General features: G+C 45.2%; 17 protein-coding genes. 12 read left to right on the top strand and 5 right to left on the bottom strand.

Going from position 1 to position 24,998, the window contains the following annotated elements:
* The first annotated feature begins 148 nt into the window (after positions 1-148).
* On the top strand, positions 149-3,031 hold the full coding sequence (locus HMPREF1536_RS10860) for a hypothetical protein (protein ID WP_028728217.1): 2,883 nt from the start codon (positions 149-151) through the stop codon (positions 3,029-3,031).
* A gap of 6 nt (positions 3,032-3,037) precedes the next feature.
* On the top strand, positions 3,038-6,496 hold the full coding sequence (locus HMPREF1536_RS10865) for an SUMF1/EgtB/PvdO family nonheme iron enzyme (protein ID WP_028728218.1): 3,459 nt from the start codon (positions 3,038-3,040) through the stop codon (positions 6,494-6,496).
* A gap of 917 nt (positions 6,497-7,413) precedes the next feature.
* On the opposite strand, the gene HMPREF1536_RS10870 is transcribed toward HMPREF1536_RS10865, so the two are convergent.
* From HMPREF1536_RS10870 to HMPREF1536_RS10885, 4 genes are all read right to left on the bottom strand, one after another.
* Positions 7,414-8,661 (bottom strand): serpin family protein, encoded by a 1,248-nt coding sequence (locus HMPREF1536_RS10870; protein ID WP_052349853.1) that lies wholly within the window; start codon positions 8,659-8,661, stop codon positions 7,414-7,416.
* A gap of 17 nt (positions 8,662-8,678) precedes the next feature.
* Positions 8,679-9,377 carry an SIR2 family NAD-dependent protein deacylase gene (locus HMPREF1536_RS10875; RefSeq protein WP_028728219.1) on the bottom strand — a complete coding sequence of 233 codons (699 nt, stop codon included), beginning with the start codon at positions 9,375-9,377 and terminating at the stop codon, positions 8,679-8,681.
* 74 nt (positions 9,378-9,451) lie between these two features.
* The gene (locus tag HMPREF1536_RS10880) at positions 9,452-10,921 is read right to left on the bottom strand and encodes a glycoside hydrolase family 125 protein (protein WP_028728220.1); all 1,470 of its coding nucleotides are present in this window, start codon (positions 10,919-10,921) and stop codon (positions 9,452-9,454) included.
* A 26-nt stretch (positions 10,922-10,947) separates the two neighbouring features.
* Positions 10,948-12,129, bottom strand: coding sequence for a glycoside hydrolase family 76 protein (locus tag HMPREF1536_RS10885; RefSeq protein WP_028728221.1), 1,182 nt, complete (start codon positions 12,127-12,129; stop codon positions 10,948-10,950).
* A gap of 555 nt (positions 12,130-12,684) precedes the next feature.
* Between HMPREF1536_RS10885 and HMPREF1536_RS10890 the strand changes: the two genes are divergently transcribed.
* The 10 genes from HMPREF1536_RS10890 (at position 12,685) to HMPREF1536_RS10935 (ending at position 24,373) form a co-directional block, all read left to right on the top strand.
* Positions 12,685-12,921, top strand: coding sequence for a DUF4248 domain-containing protein (locus tag HMPREF1536_RS10890; RefSeq protein WP_028728222.1), 237 nt, complete (start codon positions 12,685-12,687; stop codon positions 12,919-12,921).
* Positions 12,922-13,387: 466 nt separating this feature from the next.
* A complete protein-coding gene (locus tag HMPREF1536_RS10895) occupies positions 13,388-17,449 on the top strand; it encodes a DUF6383 domain-containing protein (RefSeq protein WP_147337570.1) in 4,062 nt (1,353 codons plus the stop codon).
* A 610-nt stretch (positions 17,450-18,059) separates the two neighbouring features.
* Positions 18,060-18,560, top strand: a complete 501-nt coding sequence (locus tag HMPREF1536_RS10900) for a DUF1062 domain-containing protein (protein ID WP_316929441.1) — start codon at positions 18,060-18,062, stop codon at positions 18,558-18,560.
* Between the two features lie 117 nt (positions 18,561-18,677).
* Positions 18,678-19,265, top strand: a complete 588-nt coding sequence (locus tag HMPREF1536_RS10905; protein WP_028728225.1) for a BamJ family beta-barrel-assembly machinery protein — start codon at positions 18,678-18,680, stop codon at positions 19,263-19,265.
* A 13-nt stretch (positions 19,266-19,278) separates the two neighbouring features.
* Positions 19,279-19,995 (top strand): BamJ family beta-barrel-assembly machinery protein, encoded by a 717-nt coding sequence (locus HMPREF1536_RS10910; protein WP_028728226.1) that lies wholly within the window; start codon positions 19,279-19,281, stop codon positions 19,993-19,995.
* Between the two features lie 170 nt (positions 19,996-20,165).
* The gene (locus HMPREF1536_RS10915) at positions 20,166-20,633 is read left to right on the top strand and encodes an Lrp/AsnC family transcriptional regulator (RefSeq protein ID WP_028728227.1); all 468 of its coding nucleotides are present in this window, start codon (positions 20,166-20,168) and stop codon (positions 20,631-20,633) included.
* A 100-nt stretch (positions 20,634-20,733) separates the two neighbouring features.
* Complete coding sequence (locus HMPREF1536_RS10920; protein WP_028728228.1) at positions 20,734-22,110, top strand: S8 family peptidase; 1,377 nt, start codon at positions 20,734-20,736, stop codon at positions 22,108-22,110.
* Positions 22,091-23,434: an exodeoxyribonuclease VII large subunit gene (gene xseA / locus HMPREF1536_RS10925; protein WP_044192501.1), complete on the top strand. Its 1,344-nt coding sequence runs from the start codon at positions 22,091-22,093 to the stop codon at positions 23,432-23,434. Before HMPREF1536_RS10920 ends, xseA begins: the two co-directional genes overlap by 20 nt.
* 13 nt (positions 23,435-23,447) lie before the next feature.
* Positions 23,448-23,645: an exodeoxyribonuclease VII small subunit gene (gene xseB, locus HMPREF1536_RS10930; protein WP_028728230.1), complete on the top strand. Its 198-nt coding sequence runs from the start codon at positions 23,448-23,450 to the stop codon at positions 23,643-23,645.
* Positions 23,645-24,373, top strand: coding sequence for a 2-C-methyl-D-erythritol 4-phosphate cytidylyltransferase (locus HMPREF1536_RS10935; RefSeq protein WP_028728231.1), 729 nt, complete (start codon positions 23,645-23,647; stop codon positions 24,371-24,373). The genes xseB and HMPREF1536_RS10935 overlap by 1 nt, the downstream gene beginning before the upstream one ends.
* Here the strand turns inward: HMPREF1536_RS10935 and HMPREF1536_RS10940 are convergent.
* Positions 24,370-24,954 carry an RNA polymerase sigma-70 factor gene (locus HMPREF1536_RS10940; RefSeq protein WP_028728232.1) on the bottom strand — a complete coding sequence of 195 codons (585 nt, stop codon included), beginning with the start codon at positions 24,952-24,954 and terminating at the stop codon, positions 24,370-24,372. The genes HMPREF1536_RS10935 and HMPREF1536_RS10940 overlap by 4 nt on opposite strands.
* Between the last annotated feature and the right edge of the window lie 44 nt (positions 24,955-24,998).

The raw sequence follows: 24,998 nt of genomic DNA on the forward strand, positions 1-24,998 counted from the left end.
CGTAAATATATTCTAATTAGTGGATTATCAGCTTTTTTAAGAACGAATAGACACCTGTTGTCAAAATATAAATGCACCTTTGTTGCGATAAGGAGTGATCGCCCTATCGGTTGTCGGCTTGTTAACGCAACAACAATATATTATACTTATGAAAAAAATTCTAGTACTTCTAACTCTGTTGGGATTGTTGTATCCCAACCAATCGTTTGCGCAGAACAGTATCAGGCTGTATCCTTATCAGATGACACCGTCCCATCATCCCGATTACTCCCGTTATCACGTGAAATCGCCGGATGCCTCTTTTTTTAATAACAAGATACAGTTTATCGCTCTCCGTGATCTTTCGGGCGATTATAAACAAAAGCTCGATCAATGGGTTGATAAAGACAAACTGGGGGATATCCTGTGGGTGTCTTATCCGTTGGTTTTTCAGGATAACCTGAAGGAAGTTGTTGGCGAGATAAAGAAAAGGAACCTTTACCTGTTCGACCTTTGGGGATATATTCCCGGTTCGGGCCCCGGCGGGTACTGGACACAGTTCGTTATTCCCGACGGAGTGCTCGACCTGTTCGAGTCGGAGCTGGGTGACCGCTGGCTAGGAATGGATAACGGTGAACAGGACGGCCGGTATGTAGGCAGTTTTGCCCCCCGTATGTACCCGCTCGGTGCCGACCGTAAGCAACAATATTTCAACTTCCAGCGTCATTTCCAGGAGATGGGGGATCAGTTGGGTAATAAAATGGCTACCCTTGTCTCGCTCAACTTCGGACATTATTTCCTGAAGGAAGGTGTCTACACCCTGATCGGTGCGGAAACGGCACAGGGCTTGCCTAACTCACAGATCTATTACTCTTTTATCCGCGGAGCCGGTAAGCAATATGGGGTCAACTGGTTTGGCAATGCTTCTGTATGGAACCGCTGGGGACATAAGACTTACGACTCGAACGCCACCAATATAGATGAAGATTACGGAAGCGGAGGCCCGTTGAAAGGAACCTCTCTCGGTCTTCTGAAACGGTTGATCTATACGCATCTGATGTACGACTGTGTGGCGGTCGGTTTTGAAGGAGCGATGCGGATAGACGACAAGAAACTCAGCCCGATCGGTAAGATACAACAGAGCGCGGTCAAATGGCTCGACAAATACGGTGATCCGGGCGTTATGTACACGCCGGTTGCCTTGATGACCGATTTCTTTTCCGGTTGGTCGTTCCCCCGCCATCTGTATTCCCGGCAGGCCTATAAAGTGTGGGGTAATCTTCCTTACGAACAGCCCGACTATCTGACGGATGCCATGCTCGATATCCTGTATCCCGGCTACCAGGATGCTTCCTATTATAAGGATGAGAGAGGTTTTATCGCTCCCACACCTTACGGCGATATTGCCGATTGCCTGATGAGCGATGCCCCGTTATGGGTAATGAAACAATTCCCTATCCTGGTTATCTCCGATGAGCTTCGTCCGGGGAAAGAGATCAATGATAAACTGAACGCCTATGTAAATGAAGGCGGGCATCTGGTTATTACTGCCGGTTCGCTGAAGAATATGCCGGACGGTATAGCCGGCATCCGTACCTCCGGAAAAATAAATACCTGTACGGCTCCGGTCACTTATAACGGAAAGTTGCTGACAGAGAAGGGAGCCTATACCTTGGCCGAACTGGTTTATCCGTCTTCCGCCGTCGTTCTGCAAAAGAGCGGGGAGCAGCCCGCCGCAATCGAAATGAAAGCCGGCAAAGGGAAGGTTACCGTTATCGCTTCTCTGTACGGCGTTTCGGAACAACCTCAATGCGCGTTGCCCGTGAAGGTGAAGGAAGAGCAACCGCTGGATAAACCTTATCCGATGCTCGGCCATACGAAAGCCTTAATGCAGGACATTTTCGCTTCGGCTCAACTGTTCGATACCAATCCGGAGCTAAGCCTTGTCACCTGCTCGAAAGATAACAACGAATATACCGTGCTGGTGTCCAACCAATATTGGGAACCGAAAGAGTTTACCCTTCGTGCAAAAACCGGAAAGATCACCTCTATCCGTGAGTTGCCGACCGATTGTTCTGAAATGAATGCGATCGGTTATACGCCTAAAGTGGCATTGAACAGCCGTCCGGGAAAGAATTCGGGCAACCGGATAGCAGGTGGTAACGTACGTATCTTCCGTGTCCGGCTGAGTGATGCGGATATTACGGCAATACCGGAGATCCCTTCTGTGCCTAATGTCACCGGCCGGGCTCTTACCTTGCGGAATATTCAGAATGTAAAAGAGGAGATCCTTTCCCGTCCTACATTCTTTGAACATTACGACCGGGTGGTGATCGACTGGCGTTACCTGCACGACAAAGAGAAAGAGGTACTGAAACATGAATCGGGCTGGCTGGGACGACAGAAACTGAAGATGACAGTCGACCTGACATCAGGGCTGAACCTGTACCCCGATCTGCGTATCGTAAACAACGATGCCCCGTTCTATCAGAAAAGCATGGAAATAATGAAAGGAGTCATCGATAAAATGGAAATACTGGGTGCGGACGAGTTGCTGATCTCTACCCAGCGTACTATCGAGAACAATTATACAATGGAACAATTCTACCAGTCGTTGCAAGAGTCTTTCTGTACGTTGGCCGACTATGCTGCGGCAAAGAATATCCGCCTGATCCTGCGCCAATCCGTTTCCCGTACGCCGGATACTGTCGAAGGCCTTCAGAAACTGGTAGGAGAGGTGAACCGTCCTAATTTCACTTTGGCTCCGGCTGTTTCATTATTGCTGAACGATGAGGCCAACCTGGATAGTAACTTGTCGCGATTGAAACAGATGGATATCAAGGAACTACTTGTTTCAGCTCCTGAAAAAGATATTCACGACCAGTTGTGGAATACGAATGCCCCGATCTATAAATCATCGAAGACGGAGGCCATACGCAAGATTCTGTCTGCTTTCCCGCAGGCAAATATCATTATGGATTGTCTGTATGCTTCTCCCGATGAGGAATATATGGATGGGAAAGAGATGGATAAACTTATCACTAAAAAATAATCGTCTATGTGGAAAAAACTATTGATTACAGGATGTGTGGCCTTCTGCTTACTGGGTGGAGGCGTATTGTCCGCACAACCCAGTTGTGAAACAAAAGAGGAAGTAACCATCGAACAACTGGACAGGACGCGTAAAGGCCTGGAAGCTATGCTGAAAGAGTTGAAGAATGCTTCCTTCTTTCAGGCAGAGTTGAAAAAAGCAGCGTCGGCCGGTACGCCGTCTGAACAGATGCAGGCCTACAAATGCCTGGCAGGCCGTGTCTTGACCGTGTTAGAAGTACAGGCGGAACTGGAATGGATGAAACCGGCCGCTATCGAAGAAGCGATCGGTGTCATGAAAAAACAATCCAGCTTCGATGCCGGTAAGGCAGAAAGCCGCTTGAATGAGCTGAAGAAACTGTTGGCTGGAGGTTTCGACGGAATTTACACCGGCGATCAGCCGAGCCTCGAAAAAGCCAACAAAGCGTTGGCGCTGAAGAAAGAGATACTCCTGATGAGTCCGGATGTGAATGTGGATAAGATGCTGACCGTTAAATTCGACCTGGGCGACCGTGCCAACTTCGTGGGAGCCGGCAGCCTGGGGATTCAGCCTAACAACTGGTCGAACCTGAGTTCCGCCAGTCGCCGTAACTTCAAAGCGGAGTTGGTCGAACTGTCAGGCCTGAAAAGCGGTAACCTGCAGGAGAAAACCCTTTACAAACCGGAAGTGGACGGATCATCCGTAACCGATCTGGTGCTCCATTGGGACGGGCAGCGTTTGTTATTTACCGCGCTGGATACGACCCGCCGCTGGCAGGTACATGAAATGAATATCGACGGAAGTGGCGTGAAGCAAGCCGTCAACATCCCCGAACCCGACCTTGAATTTTTTGATGCCACCTACCTTCCCGACGGACGTATGCTGGCAATCTCCAATATCGGCTATCAGGGCGTCCCTTGCGTAAATGGTAGCGATGCCGTGGGCAATATGGTCTTGTATGATCCCCGTACCCATGATATGCGCCGCCTCACATTCGACCAGGATGCCAACTGGCACCCGATCGTCATGGCTAACGGGAAGGTGATGTATGTCCGTTGGGAATATACCGACCTGACGCATTATTTCTCCCGTATCGTTATGCACATGAACCCGGACGGGACGGAGCAGAAATCGTTGTATGGCAGTGGCTCCATGTTCCCGAACAGTATCTTCGATGTGCAGCCGTTACCCAAGCGTACTAACCGTTTCGTCGGTGTTATCTCCGGCCATCACGGCGTTGCCCGTTCCGGCCGCCTGATGATCTTCGATCCGGCCAAGAGCCGTAAGGAGGAAAAAGGAATGATACAGGAACTGCCTTTCCGGGGCCGTCCGATCATTCCGGAAATAAAAGATGAACTGGTGAACGGCGTATGGCCGCAATTTATCAAACCTTATCCGCTGACGGACGAGACTTTCCTGGTGACAGCCAAACTGTCTCCTTATAGCCGTTGGGGGATCTATCTGGTGGATATTTACGATAACCTGACATTGGTTGCCAATGCCGACAATGCCGGTATGATCTACTCCGTTCCGGTGAAGAGCACCCCTGTTCCCCCCGCCATCCCTGATCGTGTCAAGCTGAATGAAAAGGAAGCGACCGTCTTTATCCAGGATATTTACGAAGGGGAAGGATTGAAAGGCGTTCCCCGCGGAGAGATCAAATCGTTCCGTGTCTATGCTTACGAATATGCTTACCGCAGAACCTTGTCCGACCATTATAACCACGGTATCCAGGCCGGTTGGGATATCAAACGTCTGCTGGGTACTGTTCCGGTGGAAGAAGATGGTTCGGCCATCTTCAAAATACCAGCCAATACCCCTGTCTCCCTGCAACCGCTCGATGGGGAAGGACGTGCCGTGCAATGGATGCGTAGCTGGCTGACCGGTATGCCGGGCGAAGTGGTTTCCTGCGTGGGATGCCATGAAGACCAGAATACGATTCCTGTGCCTAAAAGAGTGCAGGCTTCTACCCGCAAACCGCATGAACTGGCCATTGCAGAAGGCGGTGTCCGTTCCTATTCCTTCAAATACGAGATACAGCCGATCCTCGACCGTGCCTGCGTAGCCTGCCATGACGGAAGCAAAGCCGGTCGCCCGAACTTTAAGGATACGACTTCCGTTGGCGTTACCGACTGGAGTGGCACACGCTATATGCAAAAGAGTTACCTGGCCTTCCATCCTTACGTGAACCGTCAGGGGCCCGAAGCCGATATGTACGTGATGACCCCGTACGAATACCACGCTTCCACCAGTGAGATCGTCCGTCTCCTGGAACGCGGCCACTACAACGTGAAGCTGACCGACAACGAATGGGATCATCTGTATATGTGGATCGACATGAATGCCCCCGGACGCGGTGAGTTCGACGCCGATCCGCTGAACGGATACGACCAGTACGAACGCCGTATCGAGTTGGCCGATAAGTATGCGAATGCGGGTGTCGACTGGCGTAAGGAACTGGCCGATTATGCTTCCTTCCTGAAGGGTAAAGGAGAGATCCTCCCGGAAGTGCCCGAACAGGTCGCTCCTGTCAAACATAAGTCGGTGAAGCTGAAAGGTTGGCCGTTGTCTGCCGAAGAGATTCAGAAGATCTTATCGAAAGAGAAATCTTTGCGGAAAGAGATCGAAGTAGCCGACGGGGTGAAGATCGCTTTCGTCCGCGTTCCGGCAGGTAAATTCGTCATGGGATCGAACAACGGTTATCCCGATCAGGCTCCGGAGTTCAAAGCGGATGTGAAGTCCGGTTTCTGGATGTCGGAGAAAGAGCTGACCAATGCACAGTATAACGCCCTGGTACCGGATCACGACAGCCGTATCTATGCCCAGTTCTGGAAAGATCATACGACGCCCGGTTATCCGGCCAATAAACCGGATCAGCCGGTTATCCGTGTAAGTTACGAAGAAGCGATGGACTATTGCAACAAACTTTCGGAAAAGACCGGTTTAAAAGTGACGCTTCCTACCGAAGTACAATGGGAGTGGGCTTGCCGGGGTGGTAGCGACCAGCCTTTCTGGTATGGCGGTATGGATGCCAACTTCGGTTCGTATGAGAACCTGGCGGATGTGCAGCTCGAAAAGATGGCGGTTACAGGTATCGATCCGCAGCCGATGGAGAAAGATAATCCCTGGTTCCAATATTACGATTATCTCCCGAAAGTAGAAACCGTGAACGACGGCATGATGATCCCGACCGACCGCTACACCTATCAGGCAAACCCGTTCGGCTTGGTCAATATGCATGGAAACCTGCAGGAATGGACTCGTTCGATGTATGCGCCGTATCCGTATAATGATAAATCGCAGGCAGCAGCAAATACTCGTCAGGTAGTGGCTCGCGGCGGTTCCTGGCTGGATCGTCCGAAAGACGCCACGGCAACCGCCCGCCGCGTTTATCTGCCCTGGCAGAAGGTGAATAATGTAGGGGTACGGCTGGTTATCGAGGATTGAAAATAAAAAATCTGTCTGATTTGGAAAGTGTTTTGAATTTATTCTTCAGTTCATTTTTTGGGCAGATTTGAATGTTTCACGTATTGCCAGGCTGTAAGCCTGATCACAAAATCAGCCCGGGGTTTTTAACCCTGGGTTCCTGATAGTCTATCCTCTTTTCTTAAGTCCTGTAAGGACGAAACAAGATATATCGACTTTCTTGTTACAAAAAAGGTTCACTTACTGCCCGATTTGAGCTATCAGTGTTGCAATCTTTGCTCCGGAGCAACTATTCATGCAAAATCAGGCAATAAACCTTTCATCCTTCACCTTACACATAATAACTTATTGATTATATGTTGTTTAACAACGTATATACAGGGTGAATGGTTGGATAAAAAGGTGAATGGTTGGATCCAACCATTCACCTTCCTATATATAAGCATTTATCCGGCAACTTAAAAAGTATCTTTCTCCTTATTATCCATTACCATTAAACCTATTGCAAACTAACTCTTTAGTTATTACTTATAAATCCGGACACCGCCATCGTTAAGCTTTGCGACCTTAGTTGTTAAGCTTTGCGACGATGCTCAGCAAGCTTATCGACGTTGGTCGTTAAGTAAATAAGCTATAATATTGACCTTAATCAGTTCAGACCTTTTATTTACTGAGCAATAGTATAAGCTGTAAAAATAAGTAATCCGGATAAGACGAGGGTGAAAGGTTCGTATAAACCATTCACCTTTTTGAGTGACCATTCACCTGGGAAATAAGCGTCTTATCCATTGATTTGCATGCTGTCGCACTCTGCCAGGTGAACAGTGAACGGTTTTAATGCTTTTTTATCATGTAAAATCAAAACCATTATTCGTCCATCCATGTATTAAAAATACTTCTTTTGCAATATTATTTTGAACATTAAAACAAGCCAAGGATTATTCCGGCTTTATATTCAAAAAACACTCTTTCGGATTGTCAACTTTCCCGGCAAAGAGGATAATCCCGGAGTTCTTTTCCTGAATCATATAGCCAAACGGACGGTCGAAACGGATAATCGCAGGAAAGTTTGAAGCGATCTCTTCTTCTGCGATGATCGATGCTACAGTGGTGGCAGCTGCTTCCGTCCCTTCCTCGTTCACTTCGATAAAAGAGTTTTGCGAAAGACTATGAATATAAAACTTTTCTGTTTGACACATTTGGGCAAAGTCCAAAGATGCAATAAAGGCTTTCTTTATGCCTAATGCCTTTAGTTGTTTTTCAAGGTTTATCTTTTGCTCCATTTTAAAGCGTGGCAGATGAAGCTCGAATTTATGGAGCGAGAGGTTATTTAACCATCCTTCCCACTGCTCTTTGTCGAGATGGGCTATAATTTCATTGATGTCCCCATCTTTTTGAGTAGGCAGAAACAACACCATACTGAACGTTTCGTTTCCGTAAGGCAGTTCCGCCACGGTTACTTTTTCATCCCTGTAACTATTGATATAGTGTTTCTTGATCATTGTCGGAGTATTTATCAGGCAACTGTCTGCGGTCAGGAAAGGTTCGTCGATTGTCGCCGACTTTCTGAACTCATAGTTCCATCTACCTTTGAAGTAGATACTGTTGATCAGAATACTTAGAAATTTGTCATCTATTTGTTGAACCGGCTTCGTTATTTTTCCGTTGGTATGATCGGCCGACCATTGATTGATTTTTGATATGGTGTTTGAGTCGAACGGTTCGTTGTATATTTCCGCCTGGTAGTATTTTTTGTTCAGCCGGGTAAATGCTTTACGAACATTGAACCGATTGTTGATCCAGATACTGTTTGCATTTATAATCGTGACGGATGTATCGGCTGTTGATAATTCTTTGCGAATCGTTTGCATATACCGGTTGATATCTTCGCGGGTAAAATCCTGAAAACCCATCAACTGTCTTATTTCGTCATAAGTATCTCCTTCTGTCCCGTTCATAATCATTCCCAGGCAGAAACTGACACTGAAAGGAGAAAGGCAAATATTCCCGGTTTCGGATTGGACGACTTTCTTATAGAGGTTGAAAGTGAACTCCTGATTGGATTTCGTGATGGTTTCGGGCGGATAATTACTTTGTTTGTCCACATGGCAACCCGGCAGGAGAAACAGTAGGGATACAATGGTAAGCAATGTTTCTTGTCTCCAGAAATTATCAAAAAAGGGCATAGAGTTTCGTTTTAGAGTTAGTGTCCGGATACCTTTAGTATTTTACTAAGCTCTTTAACACCTTCCGAAGCCCCTGACTTTATAAAGTGGATATCGTTGCGGTAGGTATTCACCTCTTTGGGGTCTATCAGGTAGATAGGCTGGCCGCGGCGTACGTAGTTCAGTAATCCGGCGGCCGGATAAACATTGAGCGACGTGCCGATAACGACGAATATGTCACATGATTCCACCATGCGTATGGCCGGGTCGATCATCGGGACAGCTTCGCCGAACCAGACGATGAAAGGACGGAGCTGTACGCCGTGAGGGTCTTTATCTCCGATATGAATATCCGGATTTTCAGGTGAAATATCGTATGTTGTGTTGAGGTCACGGACGGAACAGGCTTTCATCAGTTCCCCGTGCAGATGGATTACGTCCGTACTTCCTGCCTGTTCATGCAGGTTGTCGATATTCTGGGTGATGATGTGTACCTCAAAATCCTTTTCCAGTTCGGCCAGTCCGATATGTCCGGCATTCGGTTTAGTATTCAGCAGTTCCCTGCGCCGTTGGTTGTAGAAGTTGAGTACCAACTCAGGGTTAGCAGTAAATCCCTCGGGAGTCGCTACATCTTCTACCCGGTATTTTTCCCATAGTCCGTCCGAATCGCGAAAGGTGGAGATACCGCTTTCGGCACTCATGCCGGCACCGGTCAATATGACTAATTTCTTTTTCATAAGGCAGTTGTTTTGAACCCCTTGGCACAAAGGGCAGGTTTGGAGCCTGCCCTTACCAAGTCGGTTATTTATATTTATCCCAGATTATTCAGAATATCCGTTTTACCTTCCTGTACCAGGCGGTAAATCATTTCGCCGAACAGGGTGTTTACCCAGGCGAACCAGGAACGTGTAAATTTCTTTGGATCGTCTTTGTGGAACGACTCGTGCATGAAGCCGGTGTCGCCATCCGTGTCGCGTAGCATTTTTACGCACTGGCGTATCTCTTCGTTGTCGTTGGTGGTGTTGCATCGCATGATGATACTCATCGGCCAGATAAAGTCGAAGCCGATATGCGGGCCACCGATACCTTCGCCGGCTTTACCTTTGAAGAAGTAAGGGTTGGAAGAGCTGAGCACCAGCTTACGGGTGTTTTGGTATACCGGATCGTTTACGTCGATACATCCCAGGTAAGGCATAGCCAGCAAACTGGGGACATTCGCGTCGTCCATGAATACGTGATTGTGGAAACCGTCTGCTTCAAACGCATACACTTTGCCGAATTCCGGATGCTCTACAATAGCATATTTCTCGATGGCAGCAGCCACTTCGTCAGCCAATGAGTCACACTGGCGGGCAAAATCGTTATCCTTTCTGATGTCGCGCATCATCTCGGCCAGCTGGCGCAGAGACGTTACGGCAAACATATTCGACGGGATCAGGAAGCCGAACAAAGAAGCGTCATCCGAAGGACGGAAAGACGAAACGATCAGGCCGACCGGATTTACCGGGCTACCGTAACCATCGTTCAGCAAAGTATCGCCCTGGCGGTCGGTAACACGTGAGAAGCGGTAAGGGCCGAGGCCGTCTTTACGCTGTTGCTCGATGAAAGTCTTGTAGACCGATTTCATCGCTTTGTCCCAGTCTTTGTCGAAAGGAGAAGTGTCGCCGGTCTTTTTCCAGAAATGGTAAGCCAGGCGGATCGGATAGCAAAGCGAGTCGATCTCCCATTTGCGTTCGTGGAGTTCCGGCTTCATGTCGGTACGGTCGCTTTCCCATTCGCTGCCTGTCGGGCCTTCGTTGAAGCCGTTGGCATACGGGTCGATGTTGATACACCAGGTCTGGCGGTTGATAACACCTGCCAGCATGGTTTTTACCGCCGGATCTTCGTTGGCGAATTTAATATGGGGGAAAACCTGTGCCGACGAGTCGCGCAACCACATGGCGTGGATGTCGCCTGTCAGGACGAAAGTATCGGGCTTGCCGTTCAACATCTTATGTTCGCAGGTGGTATCCAGCGTATTCGGGAAACAGTTTTCGAACATCCAGGCCAGTTTAGGGTCTTTCAGTTTCGCTTTAGTAGCCTTGATCGCCTTTTCTACGGCTGCTGAAGTGAATTGCCGTTTTTCCGGTGCCGGGCGAAGGCATGTGTACTGTGAAGTCTCGGAGATAACCGGAGAACCGGTGGAAGCTGATTCAGCCATGTGAGCGAACGATTTCTGTCCGACTAACAACCCTGCCAGTGAGAGGCTCCCGGATTTCAGGAAGTTTCTACGTGTAGTCATGGTGAGTTTACGTTTTTGTTTTATGATTATTGAATGTTATTGATCTCTGCAAAAAGTTCAATCATGCAGGCATTGTCCAGCAACCATTTGAACTTCTTATTTTTAGTTCCGGCCCAGTCGTTACCCAGGAAACCGTTCTCGTCACGGGTATACTTCCAGGCATAACGGGCATTGTCTGCCATCGTATTTACATATTCATAATTATTATCCACCTCTGCCAGGGCGATAAGTCCGCGCAGCAGGATAACGTTGAACCATGGATTTGAGGGGTAAAAGTAAGCATCTTTTCCGTCAATACCAGTACGTTTGCTCAAAAAATGATTGTAAGCGCCTTTGGCCGTATTTTGTGCATCCTTCAGGAAGGTTTCGTCGGAAGTAGTCTGGTAGAGAAGTACACCGGCCTGGATCATCTGTCCGCTGTTGTAGGTGAACTTGGCTTTACCGATTGTTTTATCGAGGCTTATGTTGTCCCAATAGACCTGGTCGGCTGGATCGCATAAGTTATTTTTCGTCCAGTGGTAGGTTGCCAGGGCCTGGTCAAGATACTTTTGTTCTTTCGTCAGGTTATACAGTTTCATGCATAAGACGGTTGCCGGAGCATTGGAACAGGTGTTCTTGGATGTCTTTTTCTGTTCGCACCAGTAGATACCGCCGCCGAGCATTTCATCCCAACCACTATAGATGTATTCGTATAGTTCCTTCGCCTTCAATAGATACTGTTGGTCTTTGGTGAGTGCGTACAGGTCGCAGAAGTCGATGGCCAGCCAGTCGTTATCGTCATAAAAGCGGTCGCTTTCGCCGTTGAACATCGGATAGCTCTGATAGCAGTGCGGGGTACGTGTATTGTCCCAGTATAGATCCAGTCCGGGAATAATGCGCTCTTCCAGGACTTTCAGGTACTTTTCATTCCCAGTCGCTTCATACAGGGAGATACAGCCCGACAACATGCCGGAGTAAGGCCACAGGAACGATACTTCCTGATCCTTTTTCTGTTCGCTTCCTTCGGCAAGATAAGTGACCTGATTCTCCGGGTTTACCGGATAGGTTTCTGAAAGGAGATGATACTTTTCGACATTATACTTCTCCAGGATATTGGTGAGCATGGAGTCGGCAATAGAAATGTCACTGTTAGTTGTCGTGACAGAAGGATTGCTACAGGATGTTATGCCCAATAGCAAGCAAGTGCAAAATAAGGTTATTTGCTTCATGATAGAATATGTGTTAGTCTAAAGAATTAAAAGTGCTACAAAAGTAATAGATTCTCTTTTCAAGTCAAGGCGTTATACTGAAAATTGAATGTTCTTTTATGAAATCTGCTATTTTTGTTGTTTTTCCCGATTATCAAAATGACACTAGTATAGCGACTAATCGGGATTAATATAGCGGGTAAAATGAATTAGTATCGCGACTAATATTTTTTAACATACTAAAAGGAAAGCGTTGAGATGAAATAAGAAACAAATAGTAACTTTGTGAAAGAACAGAAAAAGGTGGCTCGACTGCCGGATAGCGATATCCGGTGGCTGGGCCTTTTTGTTTACATCAATCAGTTAACCTTACATCGATACATCTTCATTGCTTGTGCACCGTGCTGTTAACCTTCGGTGCTTCAAGTGTAAAACAACTTAAAAAAAGGAGAACTCATGGAGTATGAAACTCTCAAATTCGGAATATATGCGCTGGTAAGCAGCAATATGCATTTCTTATCCGGCGGCGTTTCAGATTGTACTAGTATTATTAATTGCTATAAATAAAATAAGTATATGAGCATCATTATAAATCGAGTATATGGCCATACAGAACTGGCCAGACTCTATTTTCTCGGGATATTAGATAAATCGGCATCATCGCAGTTGTCTTCGTGGATCAATCGCGATGAAGACTTATTGGCAGAGTTGAAAAAAGCAGGTTATAAAAAAGGCCAGCGTATGTATACGCCCCGTCAGGTGGCAATCCTGAGAGATCACTTAGGTGACCCCGAAACCAGGAAAGAATGTTAAAATAGAAACAATAATTAACGAAGCGTTTAGGGCAATGGTAAAAAAGGCCGTGGTTTAACTCTATTTTAACAGATGTACGTGCGCGTACATTATATATGTATAAAAACTGGAGAAAAAACAGGTATAAGGTGTGTAATAACGAATTGAAGGTATATAAAACAAAAGGTATAGCTGAGAAATGAAGTGACTAGGAAAAACGATCGTTTTAATTCGTCAACAAAGGTACTTATAGTTTTCAAACCGACAAAGAAATCGATAAAATTCTTTCCCTTCCTATCTTCTTTCTTATCAATAGAATACGAAAGTCTGTACAAAAATACCGTTTCGAATTACGAACAGATCATGACCAAAACAAAATGACTAGAAAAAACGATCCTTTTAGCTCGCCATTTAACAAATGGCAACACTTACGATCGATATGGGTAGGCTTTTAAGTAACACTATTATTAATATTAAATTTTAAATTATGAACAAAAAGTTATCTCTGATGTTGGCAGCGTTCGCCGTTGCCGGTTATTCTCTGACAGCAGAGGCGGGGGTTGTAAAAGTTACCAATCCTACAAATGGTAACTCTTATGTTATTGGAGAGCAGGGTTGGGATGCTACATCTTCAAAAACGTATTTACAGTCAACAGCAGCTAATGGAGTTAAAGGTATCACTAATGTCACAGGAGATGCGGCTAGTGTGACTGCTTCAACTGATTTGTGGAAATACACAGAAACGATGAATGGCCAATTTATGTTGGTTCAGGGTTCTGCGGCTCTGGGTAAAGCAGAATTAGGTGGTACTCCTGCTATGCGTACACTTGATAATGCATCTCAATTTGTATTGTCAAGTAGTATTTTAACTACTGGTGCCGATAAGTTGACTTTCTCTTCAAACACAGATGCTTCTTGGGGAGTAGGCGTTGCAATTGATTTTTATGCTTACACTTCAAAGGTAGCTGCGGCTGTAGACAATGTAACCTTGAAAATTGGTAATAAGTATTTAGTAGTAACTGCTGCTACCGGGACATTGGCTTTGGTAGATGAAACTACGTATCAGGCTTATGTGAAATTAAATCAGGATGAGCAAACATTATGGAAACTTAATACCGATGGTACGTATGAATCCAAATATTCGGGTTTGACTACTGCTGCCAATAAATACTTGTCAATAACCGGTTCGGCAATGACTTTGGTGGCGGCTAGTTCTACCGAATCAAAGTTTGAAAGTAACGATGACGAAGGTCTGTTCGGTATCTGGGATGCTACAAACGGATTTAGTTATGTAAAAGTAAATACAGCAGGAACAGGACTAATCTCTTCTGCTACAGCAAGTGATGACGATATCAGAATCGTTGCTACTGCTCCTGTTGTAGCTCCTCCTACTGCCAATACGACATTAGGAACATATGCGTTGGCAAACACTGTTGTTTCTTCTGAATATTATCTGATCAGTAGTAATGATGGAACAGCAACCCAGTTAGTCTTGGCTCAAGAATCTAATTCCAAAGCTGCTACATTTACGGCTGTTAGTGGTGTTACTGATTTGACAACAGCATATTGGAAAGTTTCTCAAACAAAGCTGGCAAATAACTCTTATAAGTATTCATTTGTAAATAAAAAGGGGGTAACTTTAAAGATCGGCGGTATATCCGAATTTTATAGTGATGCTAAATATGCCGGTGGTTTCACTTTGACAGATCTGGCTGGTACTAACACTATTCAGTTAACGGCATCAGGCAATAAGGTAGAATTAAAGGCTGCAGCAAGTACTGGTGTAGAAATATTAGGTTTGTATAGTGTTGGTGTAGATAACTTTACTGTGGCTGACCTGTGCCAATACTACAATACTTATTTCGATCTTCTGTTGAAGAACTGGAAAGATGGTACCGGTAATACGGACAAACTGCAAGGCAATTTGTTTGAAGGTGGTCTTGTTCCGATGGAAATAAAGTATGATACGAATCGTAGAACTTATTATTTGGAAGAAGCTGCTGCTGATGCTGAAGTATTCCTTTTGAAGAGAAAAGCTGACGATGCTTACATCGTAATGGATTGGGGCAAAACCTGGTCTGCTAGCGGAATCAGCAATCATGTGACTAAAGGTGGCTTCATGTTTGACAAACTGTCTGAAGACAACCTGTTGGCTTATGTGAATGGGTATGCAAATGCTCAATTAGCTGCTCGTAAGTTAGGCTTCGCATTCCAAATGGAACATGCTAAGTTGGATAAAGAGATCAAATATGTTGCTGTAACTGATTACGTAAGAGCTCATGGTGCTGCGACTACTATTCCTGCAGTTACTGCAGATAATCGTCAGTCGGCTGATGCTGTTCAGTATCCTGTTTACCTGACAACTTTCGAAGCAAACGGAACTACTTATCTGACTGTTAATGCTGAAAAAGATGCAGTAATTCTGTATGCAGCTTTACAAGAAAAGACATTGGTACACGGTAGTGATGCCAAGAACAATCCGTTACTGTCTCAGTATGTAAATATCAAATTTGTAAACCATTCTTCAGTGAAATATGCAACAGAAGATGGTAATAAGGCTGTTCTAAACGGTAAGGTTCTGGGTATGACTCGCGATAACGGTACAAAGAAATGGAAAGCATATCCAGCCGAAGCTGGCAAATTTCTGGCATCTAAACCAGAAGGACAGTGGGTCGTTAAAATGGCTGATGTATCAGACGCTGATGCTGTAAACGGTAAATCATTAGGTGATGATGATACTCGCTTCGAATTTGTAAACCGTGAAAACGAAAAAGCATCATATATAGTAGATCGTATGTACTGGTTAAGTGGAAATACTTATGCAGTTGAATATGATTCTCCGCGCAGTGCATTCAGTGAGAACTTGAATCCGGGTTCTATCCGTCGCGATACAGTGGAAATCACGACTGTAGATATTACAAACAATACTCGTCTGATGGACGGTTACAAGAACTATGCAGATGCTGATATTCAGGATGTAGAATATCGTTTGATCATGAACTCGACAAGTGATGTAGATTACTATGTATCGGAAAATCATGGTGGCAGCCACTTGCTGGGTATCACAACCAATAAGGATAAAGCTGTAACCTGGAGAGTCGTTCGCATGGATCGCAAAGCTCAGATGGACGTAGATGGTTATGTTAAGTATGCAACAGACTCTATCTATATCATTCACCATCCGCAGAAGTATATGAGTGATAAGAAATTCTATGCAGATAATGATACATTGGCATTGGTAACTTATGCATTGCAGAATACTGAAAACGGTGAATATCTGACTTATGAAAATATGCAGTCACAAGATATCGAATCGATGGCTTGCAAAGAAAAATCTCAGAATTACTGGAATCATTTCTTTAATGAGAAGACAAACGAGACTAATTGGGCTTACTTGAATGGATCATACCGTTTCGTAGTAAAGGAAAAAGACGGCGAATTGGTTAATATTCTGGGTGTAAGCGGTATGGATGCTGATGCCAGCGGTTATTCTTTGAATCTGAATAAGAAACTGTATGGCGCTTCTACCAAGAACACTGTTGAAGTAGAAACAGCTTATACACAGATCAACTCTAACGACTTGTTCCGTCTGGAAAGAATCGATGCTCCTGTATATCGTGAGAGTGCTCAGGATGATGTAATTCGTATCTTCCGTGAAGAAAACAATCAGGAAATGATGTACGAAAACGGCAAGTTCCTGAACTTGGGTAATAAGTCTCAGTTGACAAATATGGCTCCGGCTATGTATGTGGATACGGCTTATATCAACCGTGGTTTGAACACTCGTTACCAGTATCTGCTGGTTGTAAACCCGACTCGCGTAAAAGAAGTACTCGATAACAAAGGTCACCTGATTGAACCGGATACAACTTACGGTCGCTTCCTGGTAAATATGATCGACTCTGCAATTTACACCAACAAACATGGCGAAATCCATAACAACATCTTCATCAACGATAAAGAAGCAGATGAAACTTATGTAAAGACTGGCTTTGTTTGGGGTTATCGTACAGGCGACCACCTGTATCTGACAAATGGTAAAGACTTTAGTGATGTTAAGTCTATAATCGATCTGGGTACTCCTGATTTCAATATTGCTAAGTTCGCATTCCGCTATGTGAATCCATCAGCAAACGATAAAGAAGGTGCATTCAAGATTCAGACTCGCTATGTAGATTACAATTCTGCTGTAAAAGTAGACGACCAGAAAGATCGTTACGAAAGCAACGAAGGTTATCTGAAAACTATTAATGGTGTGGTTGTAGTAACAGAAGGTATTGCCAAGGGTGAAGAATTCAACCTGGCTGCTGAATCTTCTACTCCGACAGCAAATGACAATATCAGCGCTTCAGAAGTATCTGTTGTTGCAGGTAACGGTATTGTAACGATCAAGGGTGCTGAAGGCAAGACAGTAGTAATCAGTAACGTTCTTGGTCAGACAGTTGCTAACACTGTTCTTTCTTCTGATAAGGCTGAAATCGCTGCACCTGCAGGTGTAGTTGTAGTAGCCGTAGAAGGTGAAGCTGCTGTAAAAGCAATCGTAAAATAATAGAAACTATTTATAATCAATAAATTTAAATTTGACTGCGCGGTTGATGCCCTATACAAGAATCAACTAATTACCCTGTGACAGGCGAACAAGCGGTCGATATTAATACTAAAGTAATGAAATAAAGTTCTTCTGTTCTACCTCTGTGAAGAGCAAAAACAGACAAAAAGCAACCCCTGGGAGATTCGTCTTTCAGGGGTTTGTGTTGTATGGGGAGAATACCTATCTTTGTCTCCCGATAACCATAATAGTCACATTTTGAAAGTAATTCTCAGACTTATACTGGCTTAATATTAGCCCCATAAACCGCGGGTTAGTAGTTCATTCGTTCGGGTAATCCTTCCCGAACAGGTTTTTCATATCATTATTTGTCTTCACAGTGTCGTCCTTTGAGGTCGATAGCATCTGCTATTGTCGTTTATGGCAACCTTCGGGTTTTCATAAGCTGTGATGCTGTGTGGATATAACGGATTTTTCACAATACATTAAGCACAGTATAGAAATGGAAAAAGAATATATATGGGAAATAAAGATCAAAAATACCCCAATCTTAAAACGAAAATGTAATCGCTGTAGTTCCGATAGATTTTATTGCAGTGGCAAATTCCGGATGAACTCGCAGAAAAAGAACACAGATGTGTGGCTGATATATAGATGTATGGAATGTGACAGCACATACAACTTAACCATATTGTCACGTACGAAATCCGAACTGATCAAAAAGGATCTCTACCTTAAATTTACTGAGAATGACGAAGCGGTGGCGTGGGAATATGCGTTTTCTGCTGAAACGGTAAGAAAGAACAGTGTCGAGTTGGATTACGGCAGTGTTGAATATGAGATACAACATGAGCCTGTTTCGATTGACGATATTTTAAGCGGCGATAATGAAATTATAACATTCAAAGTTCGGACACCTTTCGATTTCGGACTGAAATTATCTTCTGTCATCCGGTCGTGTCTGGGATTGTCGGCAAATCAGTTAAATCAAATGATTGAAGCAAATGCCATTTATACACCGGAAGATTATTCGGTAAAGAAACATAAAGTAAGGAATGGAGATGTAGTATTGATTAGTAAAGATCGGTTACATAGTGTCTGTAAAGAATGAAAGACGGTCGGTTCTCCCATAACAGATGCAAAAGTAATAAAAAAGTAGCTTCTGATGACGTTTGTGTACTTAAAAGCATTACTTTTGTAGCTTGTAATTAGTTGAAAACGAAAAAGAATGGATAAAGTAAGTTATGCACTTGGCTTAAGTATCGGAAATAATTTCCAGAACTCAGGCATTAATGATCTTCAGATTGAAGACTTTGTAAAGGGAATGAAAGATGTTTTGGGTAATCAGACCCCTGAACTCAGTTATGACGAAGCTAAGCAAGTGATCAACGATTTCTTCATGAAGCTACAGAAAGAAAAATTTGAAGTAAACAAGAAAGCCGGAGAAGAATTTCTAAACATAAACAAAGGTAAAGCCGGTGTTGTTACATTACCGAGCGGATTACAATATCAGGTTCTTCAAAAAGGAAACGGTGCAAAACCGACCGCTTCTGATCAGGTGAAATGTCATTATCACGGCACATTAATCAATGGAACAGTCTTTGATAGCTCTGTACAGCGTGGCGAACCGGCTGTATTCGGTGTATCGCAGGTAATCCCGGGATGGGTGGAAGCGTTGCAACTGATGGAAGTAGGTTCTAAATGGAGATTGTTCATCCCGTCTGACCTGGCTTATGGCGAACATGGTGCAGGAGAAGCGATCGAACCGAACAGTGCATTGGTATTTGATGTTGAATTGTTAGACATAGTAAAATAATTTATAGAGAAAAATGAAAAAGATTAGTGTTTTAGCCGCTACAGCTATTGTAGCATTGGGCGTTTCTGCCACTTCTTGTGACTCAAAAAAGAGCGCGAACCTGAAATCCTCTGTGGATAGCGCGAGCTATGCAATTGGTGTTGCTAACGGTAGCATGTTCAAACAGAACCTGGATGGTATGCCTGGTGGCCCTGCTAATGTAGACGCTTTATTGGCTGGTTTCGAAGCAGCTATGAAGGGTGACTCTACCGGAATGAAAATGACTCCGGAACAGGCTCAGACTTACCTGAATACTTATTTTGTTGAAGCTCAGGCTCGTGACGCTAACAAGGTGAAAGAAGAGGGTGAAAAGTTCCTTGCTGAAAACAAAACAAAAGAAGGTGTTATCACTACAGAAAGCGGTTTGCAGTACAAAGTGGAAACTGAAGGTACAGGTGCAAAACCGACTGCTGAAGATCAGGTAAAAGTACACTACACAGGTACACTGCTGGACGGAACTAAATTCGATAGCTCTGTAGACCGTGGCGAACCTGCTGTATTCGGCGTTGGACAGGTGATCAAAGGATGGACTGAAATCCTGCAGATCATGCCGGTTGGTTCTAAATATGTGATCTGGGTTCCTTCTGAACTTGCTTATGGCGAACACGGAACTCGTGGTATCAAACCGAACAGCGTATTGAAATTTGAAGTGGAATTGCTGGATATCGTAAAAGACGATCAGAAAAAGTAATTTCTCATTTTAGTAGATAAAGGAGCGGGTAATTTATGCTGAAAAGCATTAATTGCCCGCTTTTATTATTTATTTGCTACTTTTTTCTTTCAGAATGATAGATTGTTGAAAATAATTATATACTTTTGATATATAAATAAATTAGAGCGTATAATAAAGCGATAGAAAACATGGAGAAAATAGACAAGCTGGATCGGCAGATATTGAACATTATTTCAAAGAATGCCAGGATTCCTTTTAAGGATGTAGCTGAAGAGTGTGGTGTGTCTCGTGCTGCCATTCATCAACGGGTACAGCGCATGATTGATATGAATGTGATCGTTGGATCGGGTTATCATATTAATCCTAAAATTCTGGGATATAATACCTGCACGTATATCGGTGTTAAGTTGGAACGTGGTTCTATGTATAAGGACGTGGTTCCGGAATTTGAAAAAATACCCGAAGTGGTTGAATGCCACTTTACTACCGGTCCGTATACAATGCTTATCAAGTTGTATGCCCGTGATAACGAACATTTGATGGAGCTTCTGAACTCTAAAATCCAGGAAATACCGGGGGTGACAGCTACAGAAACGCTGATCTCATTACGCCAGAGCGTGAAACGTGAGATCCCTATCTGCAATGTGAACGAATAATTTGTAATATTATAGATGGCCCGGCCCTCCTGACGAGAAGCCGGGCTTTTTTATCTCCATAGCAATTATTACCTTTGTAGGGTTGAGTATTGTTTATTCCATGAAAAAATATTTAGGACTTGTTATATTATTAAGTTGCATTTCTTCGTGGCTTGCTGCCGGAGAAAGCTATTGTTTCCGTGTCTATCTGAAAGATAAAGGCGATTCCGGCTATACGCTTGACCAGCCGGAAGCATTCCTTTCGAAAGAATCCATTCAGCGTCGGGAGAAAACAGGTACGCCGGTGTCGGTGTCGGATCTTCCGATAGCGCGTTCTTATCTGGATACCCTGGTGTCGGCCGGTGCCGAACCGGTTGTGCAAAGCAGGTGGTTTTCGACCGTGGTGGTGACGAGCAGGGACAGCACTATTGCCGACCGCTTGAAAGAACTGGCTATTGTCGATTCGGTTAAATGGGTCTGGAAAGGAAGCAATGTGGTTACGGCTGAAGAAGCGGAACAGGAAGAGCGTTTCTTCCCGGCGGAGACTCCGCTGAAGGATCGCTACGGATATGCCGGGGAGCAGATTAAAATGCTTAATGGCGTAAAATTGCATGAGGCCGGATTCCAGGGTGAAGGAATGCGGGTGGCCGTGATAGATGCCGGTTTCCAGAATGTAGACCGTATCAGTGTGTTCGATTCACTGAAACTGATCGGTACGCACAATGTGGTGTATCCGGGACAGAGCGTATATAATGCCGATGATCATGGAACGAAGGTTTTATCTTGCCTGGCTGCCGATATGCCGGGTATTATGGTAGGGACGGCGCCTAAAGCGTCTTATCTGCTGATCAAAAGCGAAGACAGCGATTCGGAATATCCGATAGAAGAAGACTATTGGGCTGCCGCTGTGGAGTATGCCGATAGTGTGGGTGTCGATGTGATCACATCCTCCCTGGGGTATTTTGCTTTCGATGCGGATGAATTGTCATACGATCAGTCTGCCTTGGACGGTAAGACGACATTGATCAGCCAGGCGGCCCATATGGCGGCTCAGAAAGGTATCCTTATGTTTTGCAGTGCAGGAAATGAGGGAAACGGAATCTGGGGGAAGATCACTTTCCCGTCGGATGCTTCGGATGTGCTGACGGTAGGGGCGATAACGGAAGAAAAGAAAAAGAGTATATTCAGCTCTGTCGGGTTTACGGCCGATTACCGGGTGAAGCCGGATGTGGTGGCTTTGGGCTCCGGTAGTTGTGTGATCGATCCGAAAGGTAATGTGCGTTATGCCAGCGGAACATCTTTTGCCACGCCTATCCTGGCCGGATTGGGTGTTTGCCTGTGGCAGGCATTGCCGCGGCTGAGCAATAAAGATATTATAGATTTACTGCACCAGGTCTCGAGCCAATCCAAGAGGCCTGATGCAGAACTGGGATATGGTATCCCGAATATGTATAAAGCCTATAAGAAAGGACTTCAATATGCCAGGACTGAACATTGATCCGGAATACACGGGCAATGAACGCCGTGAGTTTTCCCTGCTGGAACTAAATAACCGGGTACGTGGAGCCATCAGCGAAGCTTTTCCGGGTACTTGCTGGGTGCGCGCCGAAATGAGCGATGTACGGACAAATGCAGCTTCCGGCCATTGCTATCTGGAGTTTATAGAAAAGAATCCGGTGACCGGACAACTGGTCGCCCGGGCGCGCGGCTCTATCTGGGCGAAAACATTCCGGATGCTGAAGCCTTATTTTGAAATGGAGACGGGGCAATTGTTTGCTTCCGGACTGAAAGTGCTGGTGAAAGTCTCCATCGAGTTTCACGAATTATATGGATATAGCCTGACCGTGACGGATATCGATCCGGCCTATACGATGGGGGATATGTTGAGGCGGCGGATGGAGATCATCCGTCAGTTGAAAGAGGAAGGGGTGTTTACGCTCAATAAGGAATTGCTTTTTCCGGTATTGCCCAAACGTATTGCTGTTGTCACTTCGCCGACGGCGGCAGGATATGAGGATTTTCTGAATCAGCTGGCACATAATAAGTCCGGTTATCCATTTTATACCAAACTGTTTCCTGCCTTGATGCAGGGGGAAAGGACGGAGGAGTCGGTCATTGCGGCACTGGATCGTATTTATCAACATCTCGATCATTTTGATGTGGTGGTGATTATCCGTGGCGGTGGGGCGACGTCCGATCTGAATAGTTTCGATTCTTATTTACTGGCGGCTAACTGTGCACAATTCCCGTTGCCGGTTATTACCGGTATCGGCCATGAACGTGATGATACGATCCTGGATATGGTAGCCCATACCCGGATGAAAACGCCAACGGCTGTGGCTGAGTTCCTGATCGGGCGTATGGATGCGGCTGCGATGGATCTGGAAGAACTTCAGGAGGAGGTAAGCGAATTGGCTACCGGTATATTATTGAAGCAACGGAACTTCCTGCAATTGCTGGGTACCCGCCTTCCTGTTATCGCTACCAACAGGATCGAGCGGAACCGTTCCCTTTTACAGCTGTTGGGGAATAAACTCCCGGTGTCGGCTTCGGCTATGTTGTCGCGCCGCCGTTCAACCTTGGATACATTGCAGATGCAGTTGCAGAACCGGACAGTTTCCCGGATCACGGAAGGAACCCGGTTTATCCAGTTGACAGAACAGTTCATCAAGATGGCCTCTCCCGATTATGTACTGAAACGCGGATACAGCCTGGCTCTTAAAGACGGCAAAATAATTAAACACGCAACCGATCTGGCTTCCGGTGACGAACTGGTTACCCGGTTTGCAGACGGTGATGTAAAGAGTATCGTTAAAAAATAAATCACTCCGATATATGACAAAGAAAGAAGAAACGTACAACGAAGCGGTAGAGAAACTACGCAAGATCGTGGCTGACATTGAAAACGGCGAGCTGGATGTGGATATCCTTTCCGAGAAGGTGAAGGAAGCGACCCGCCTGATCAAATTGTGCAAAGAGAAACTATATAAGGTGGACGAAGAGGTTAAAAAGGTGTTGGAGGAATTGGAGTAATGCGCAGATATGTACTGATCGTGGCCGGAGGTAAAGGTCTCCGGATGGGCGGCGATCTTCCCAAGCAGTTTATCCCGCTCGAAGGGAAGCCTGTCCTGATGCATACACTGGAAGTGTTTCACCGTTGGGATGCTTCGGCCGAACTGGTGTTGGTGCTTCCGGAAGATCATCAGCCTTACTGGAATATGCTTTGCCGGGAAATCGGATGTAAAGTGCCTCACCGGATTGCCAATGGCGGGGAGACGCGTTTTCATTCCGTCCGGAACGGATTGGAATTCCTTTCGGAAGAAATTAAAAATGCATCCGAAGGAAATGAAAAAGTCCTGGTCGCAGTGCATGACGGTGTACGCCCGTTTGTTTCGCCCGAAGTGATCGAAGCCTGCTTTGATGAAGCGGAGAAAAAGGGGGCGGCTATCCCTGTTATGCCAATGATTGACTCGTTGCGTGAAACAGATGAGAAAGGCTCTCACCCGGTGGATCGTAGCCGTTATTTCGCGGTACAGACACCGCAGGTATTCCGTTCCGGTTTATTGTTGAAGGCCTACGGACAGGAGTTTTCCTCTCTTTTTACGGATGATGCATCGGTCGTGGAAGCGATGGGTGAAACGATCCGTCTGGTCTCCGGAAATCGGGAAAACATAAAGATAACGACGCCTTTTGATTTAATAATTGCAGAGAGCCTGCTTATCCATGCGGGCAGAGAGAACGGGGATAGGGCCGGATTTTAAAATAAATGGCCGATGAAAAGAGGCAGGTAATCTTTCAGCTCTTTCTTCAAAAGCTCGATCGCCTTATTTTTATAGCGTTCGACTGTCCGTGTCGATATATCCATCGACTCGGCAATTTCACCATAACTTTTATCTTCAAAGCGATTTAACTCAAATACGCGGCGATAATCTTCCGGGAGCTTGGCAAGGGCTTTGGCCAGTAGCTCCTGCAATTCGGTCAGCGTATAGAAATCGTCATTGTTTTCGGCATATACCGGAATATTCTCTTGTATGATCTGGTCGAAAGACTCTGTGGGCTGGTGGCGAAGGAAATTCAGGCAATGGTTTCGTACGCAAGTCAGCAAATAATTCCTGGCGGAAGTTTGCACGGAGATATATTTCCTATTTTCCCAAATAGAAAAAAATACATCCTGAACGATGTCTTCCCGGGTTTCTCTTTCCTTGATAAAGCGCTTTGCATAGAGACATAATGCCGGGTAATAATATTCGAATAAATTACGAAATGAACTCTCGTCGTCATTCGTGGAAATGTTCCATAATAAGAGCTCAATATTAACTGCGCCAGCGTGTTCCTTTTCCATGATGTGACAAATGTATTTCTTTTTTTGAAAAAAAACGGATTTTG

The sequence above is a fragment of the Parabacteroides gordonii MS-1 = DSM 23371 genome, assembly GCF_000969825.1.
GTDB lineage: Bacteria > Bacteroidota > Bacteroidia > Bacteroidales > Tannerellaceae > Parabacteroides > Parabacteroides gordonii.

Excerpts from the sequence above, each read along its gene's own strand:
- HMPREF1536_RS10860 (WP_028728217.1), top strand. The coding sequence starts at position 149 with ATGAAAAAAATTCTAGTACTTCTAACTCTGTTGGGATTGTTGTATCCC.
- HMPREF1536_RS10865 (WP_028728218.1), top strand. The coding sequence starts at position 3,038 with ATGTGGAAAAAACTATTGATTACAGGATGTGTGGCCTTCTGCTTACTG.
- HMPREF1536_RS10870 (WP_052349853.1), bottom strand. The coding sequence starts at position 8,661 with ATGCCCTTTTTTGATAATTTCTGGAGACAAGAAACATTGCTTACCATT.
- HMPREF1536_RS10875 (WP_028728219.1), bottom strand. The coding sequence starts at position 9,377 with ATGAAAAAGAAATTAGTCATATTGACCGGTGCCGGCATGAGTGCCGAA.
- HMPREF1536_RS10880 (WP_028728220.1), bottom strand. The coding sequence starts at position 10,921 with ATGACTACACGTAGAAACTTCCTGAAATCCGGGAGCCTCTCACTGGCA.
- HMPREF1536_RS10885 (WP_028728221.1), bottom strand. The coding sequence starts at position 12,129 with ATGAAGCAAATAACCTTATTTTGCACTTGCTTGCTATTGGGCATAACA.
- HMPREF1536_RS10890 (WP_028728222.1), top strand. The coding sequence starts at position 12,685 with ATGAGCATCATTATAAATCGAGTATATGGCCATACAGAACTGGCCAGA.
- HMPREF1536_RS10895 (WP_147337570.1), top strand. The coding sequence starts at position 13,388 with ATGAACAAAAAGTTATCTCTGATGTTGGCAGCGTTCGCCGTTGCCGGT.
- HMPREF1536_RS10900 (WP_316929441.1), top strand. The coding sequence starts at position 18,060 with ATGAACTCGCAGAAAAAGAACACAGATGTGTGGCTGATATATAGATGT.
- HMPREF1536_RS10905 (WP_028728225.1), top strand. The coding sequence starts at position 18,678 with ATGGATAAAGTAAGTTATGCACTTGGCTTAAGTATCGGAAATAATTTC.
- HMPREF1536_RS10910 (WP_028728226.1), top strand. The coding sequence starts at position 19,279 with ATGAAAAAGATTAGTGTTTTAGCCGCTACAGCTATTGTAGCATTGGGC.
- HMPREF1536_RS10915 (WP_028728227.1), top strand. The coding sequence starts at position 20,166 with ATGGAGAAAATAGACAAGCTGGATCGGCAGATATTGAACATTATTTCA.
- HMPREF1536_RS10920 (WP_028728228.1), top strand. The coding sequence starts at position 20,734 with ATGAAAAAATATTTAGGACTTGTTATATTATTAAGTTGCATTTCTTCG.
- xseA (WP_044192501.1), top strand. The coding sequence starts at position 22,091 with ATGCCAGGACTGAACATTGATCCGGAATACACGGGCAATGAACGCCGT.
- xseB (WP_028728230.1), top strand. The coding sequence starts at position 23,448 with ATGACAAAGAAAGAAGAAACGTACAACGAAGCGGTAGAGAAACTACGC.
- HMPREF1536_RS10935 (WP_028728231.1), top strand. The coding sequence starts at position 23,645 with ATGCGCAGATATGTACTGATCGTGGCCGGAGGTAAAGGTCTCCGGATG.
- HMPREF1536_RS10940 (WP_028728232.1), bottom strand. The coding sequence starts at position 24,954 with ATGGAAAAGGAACACGCTGGCGCAGTTAATATTGAGCTCTTATTATGG.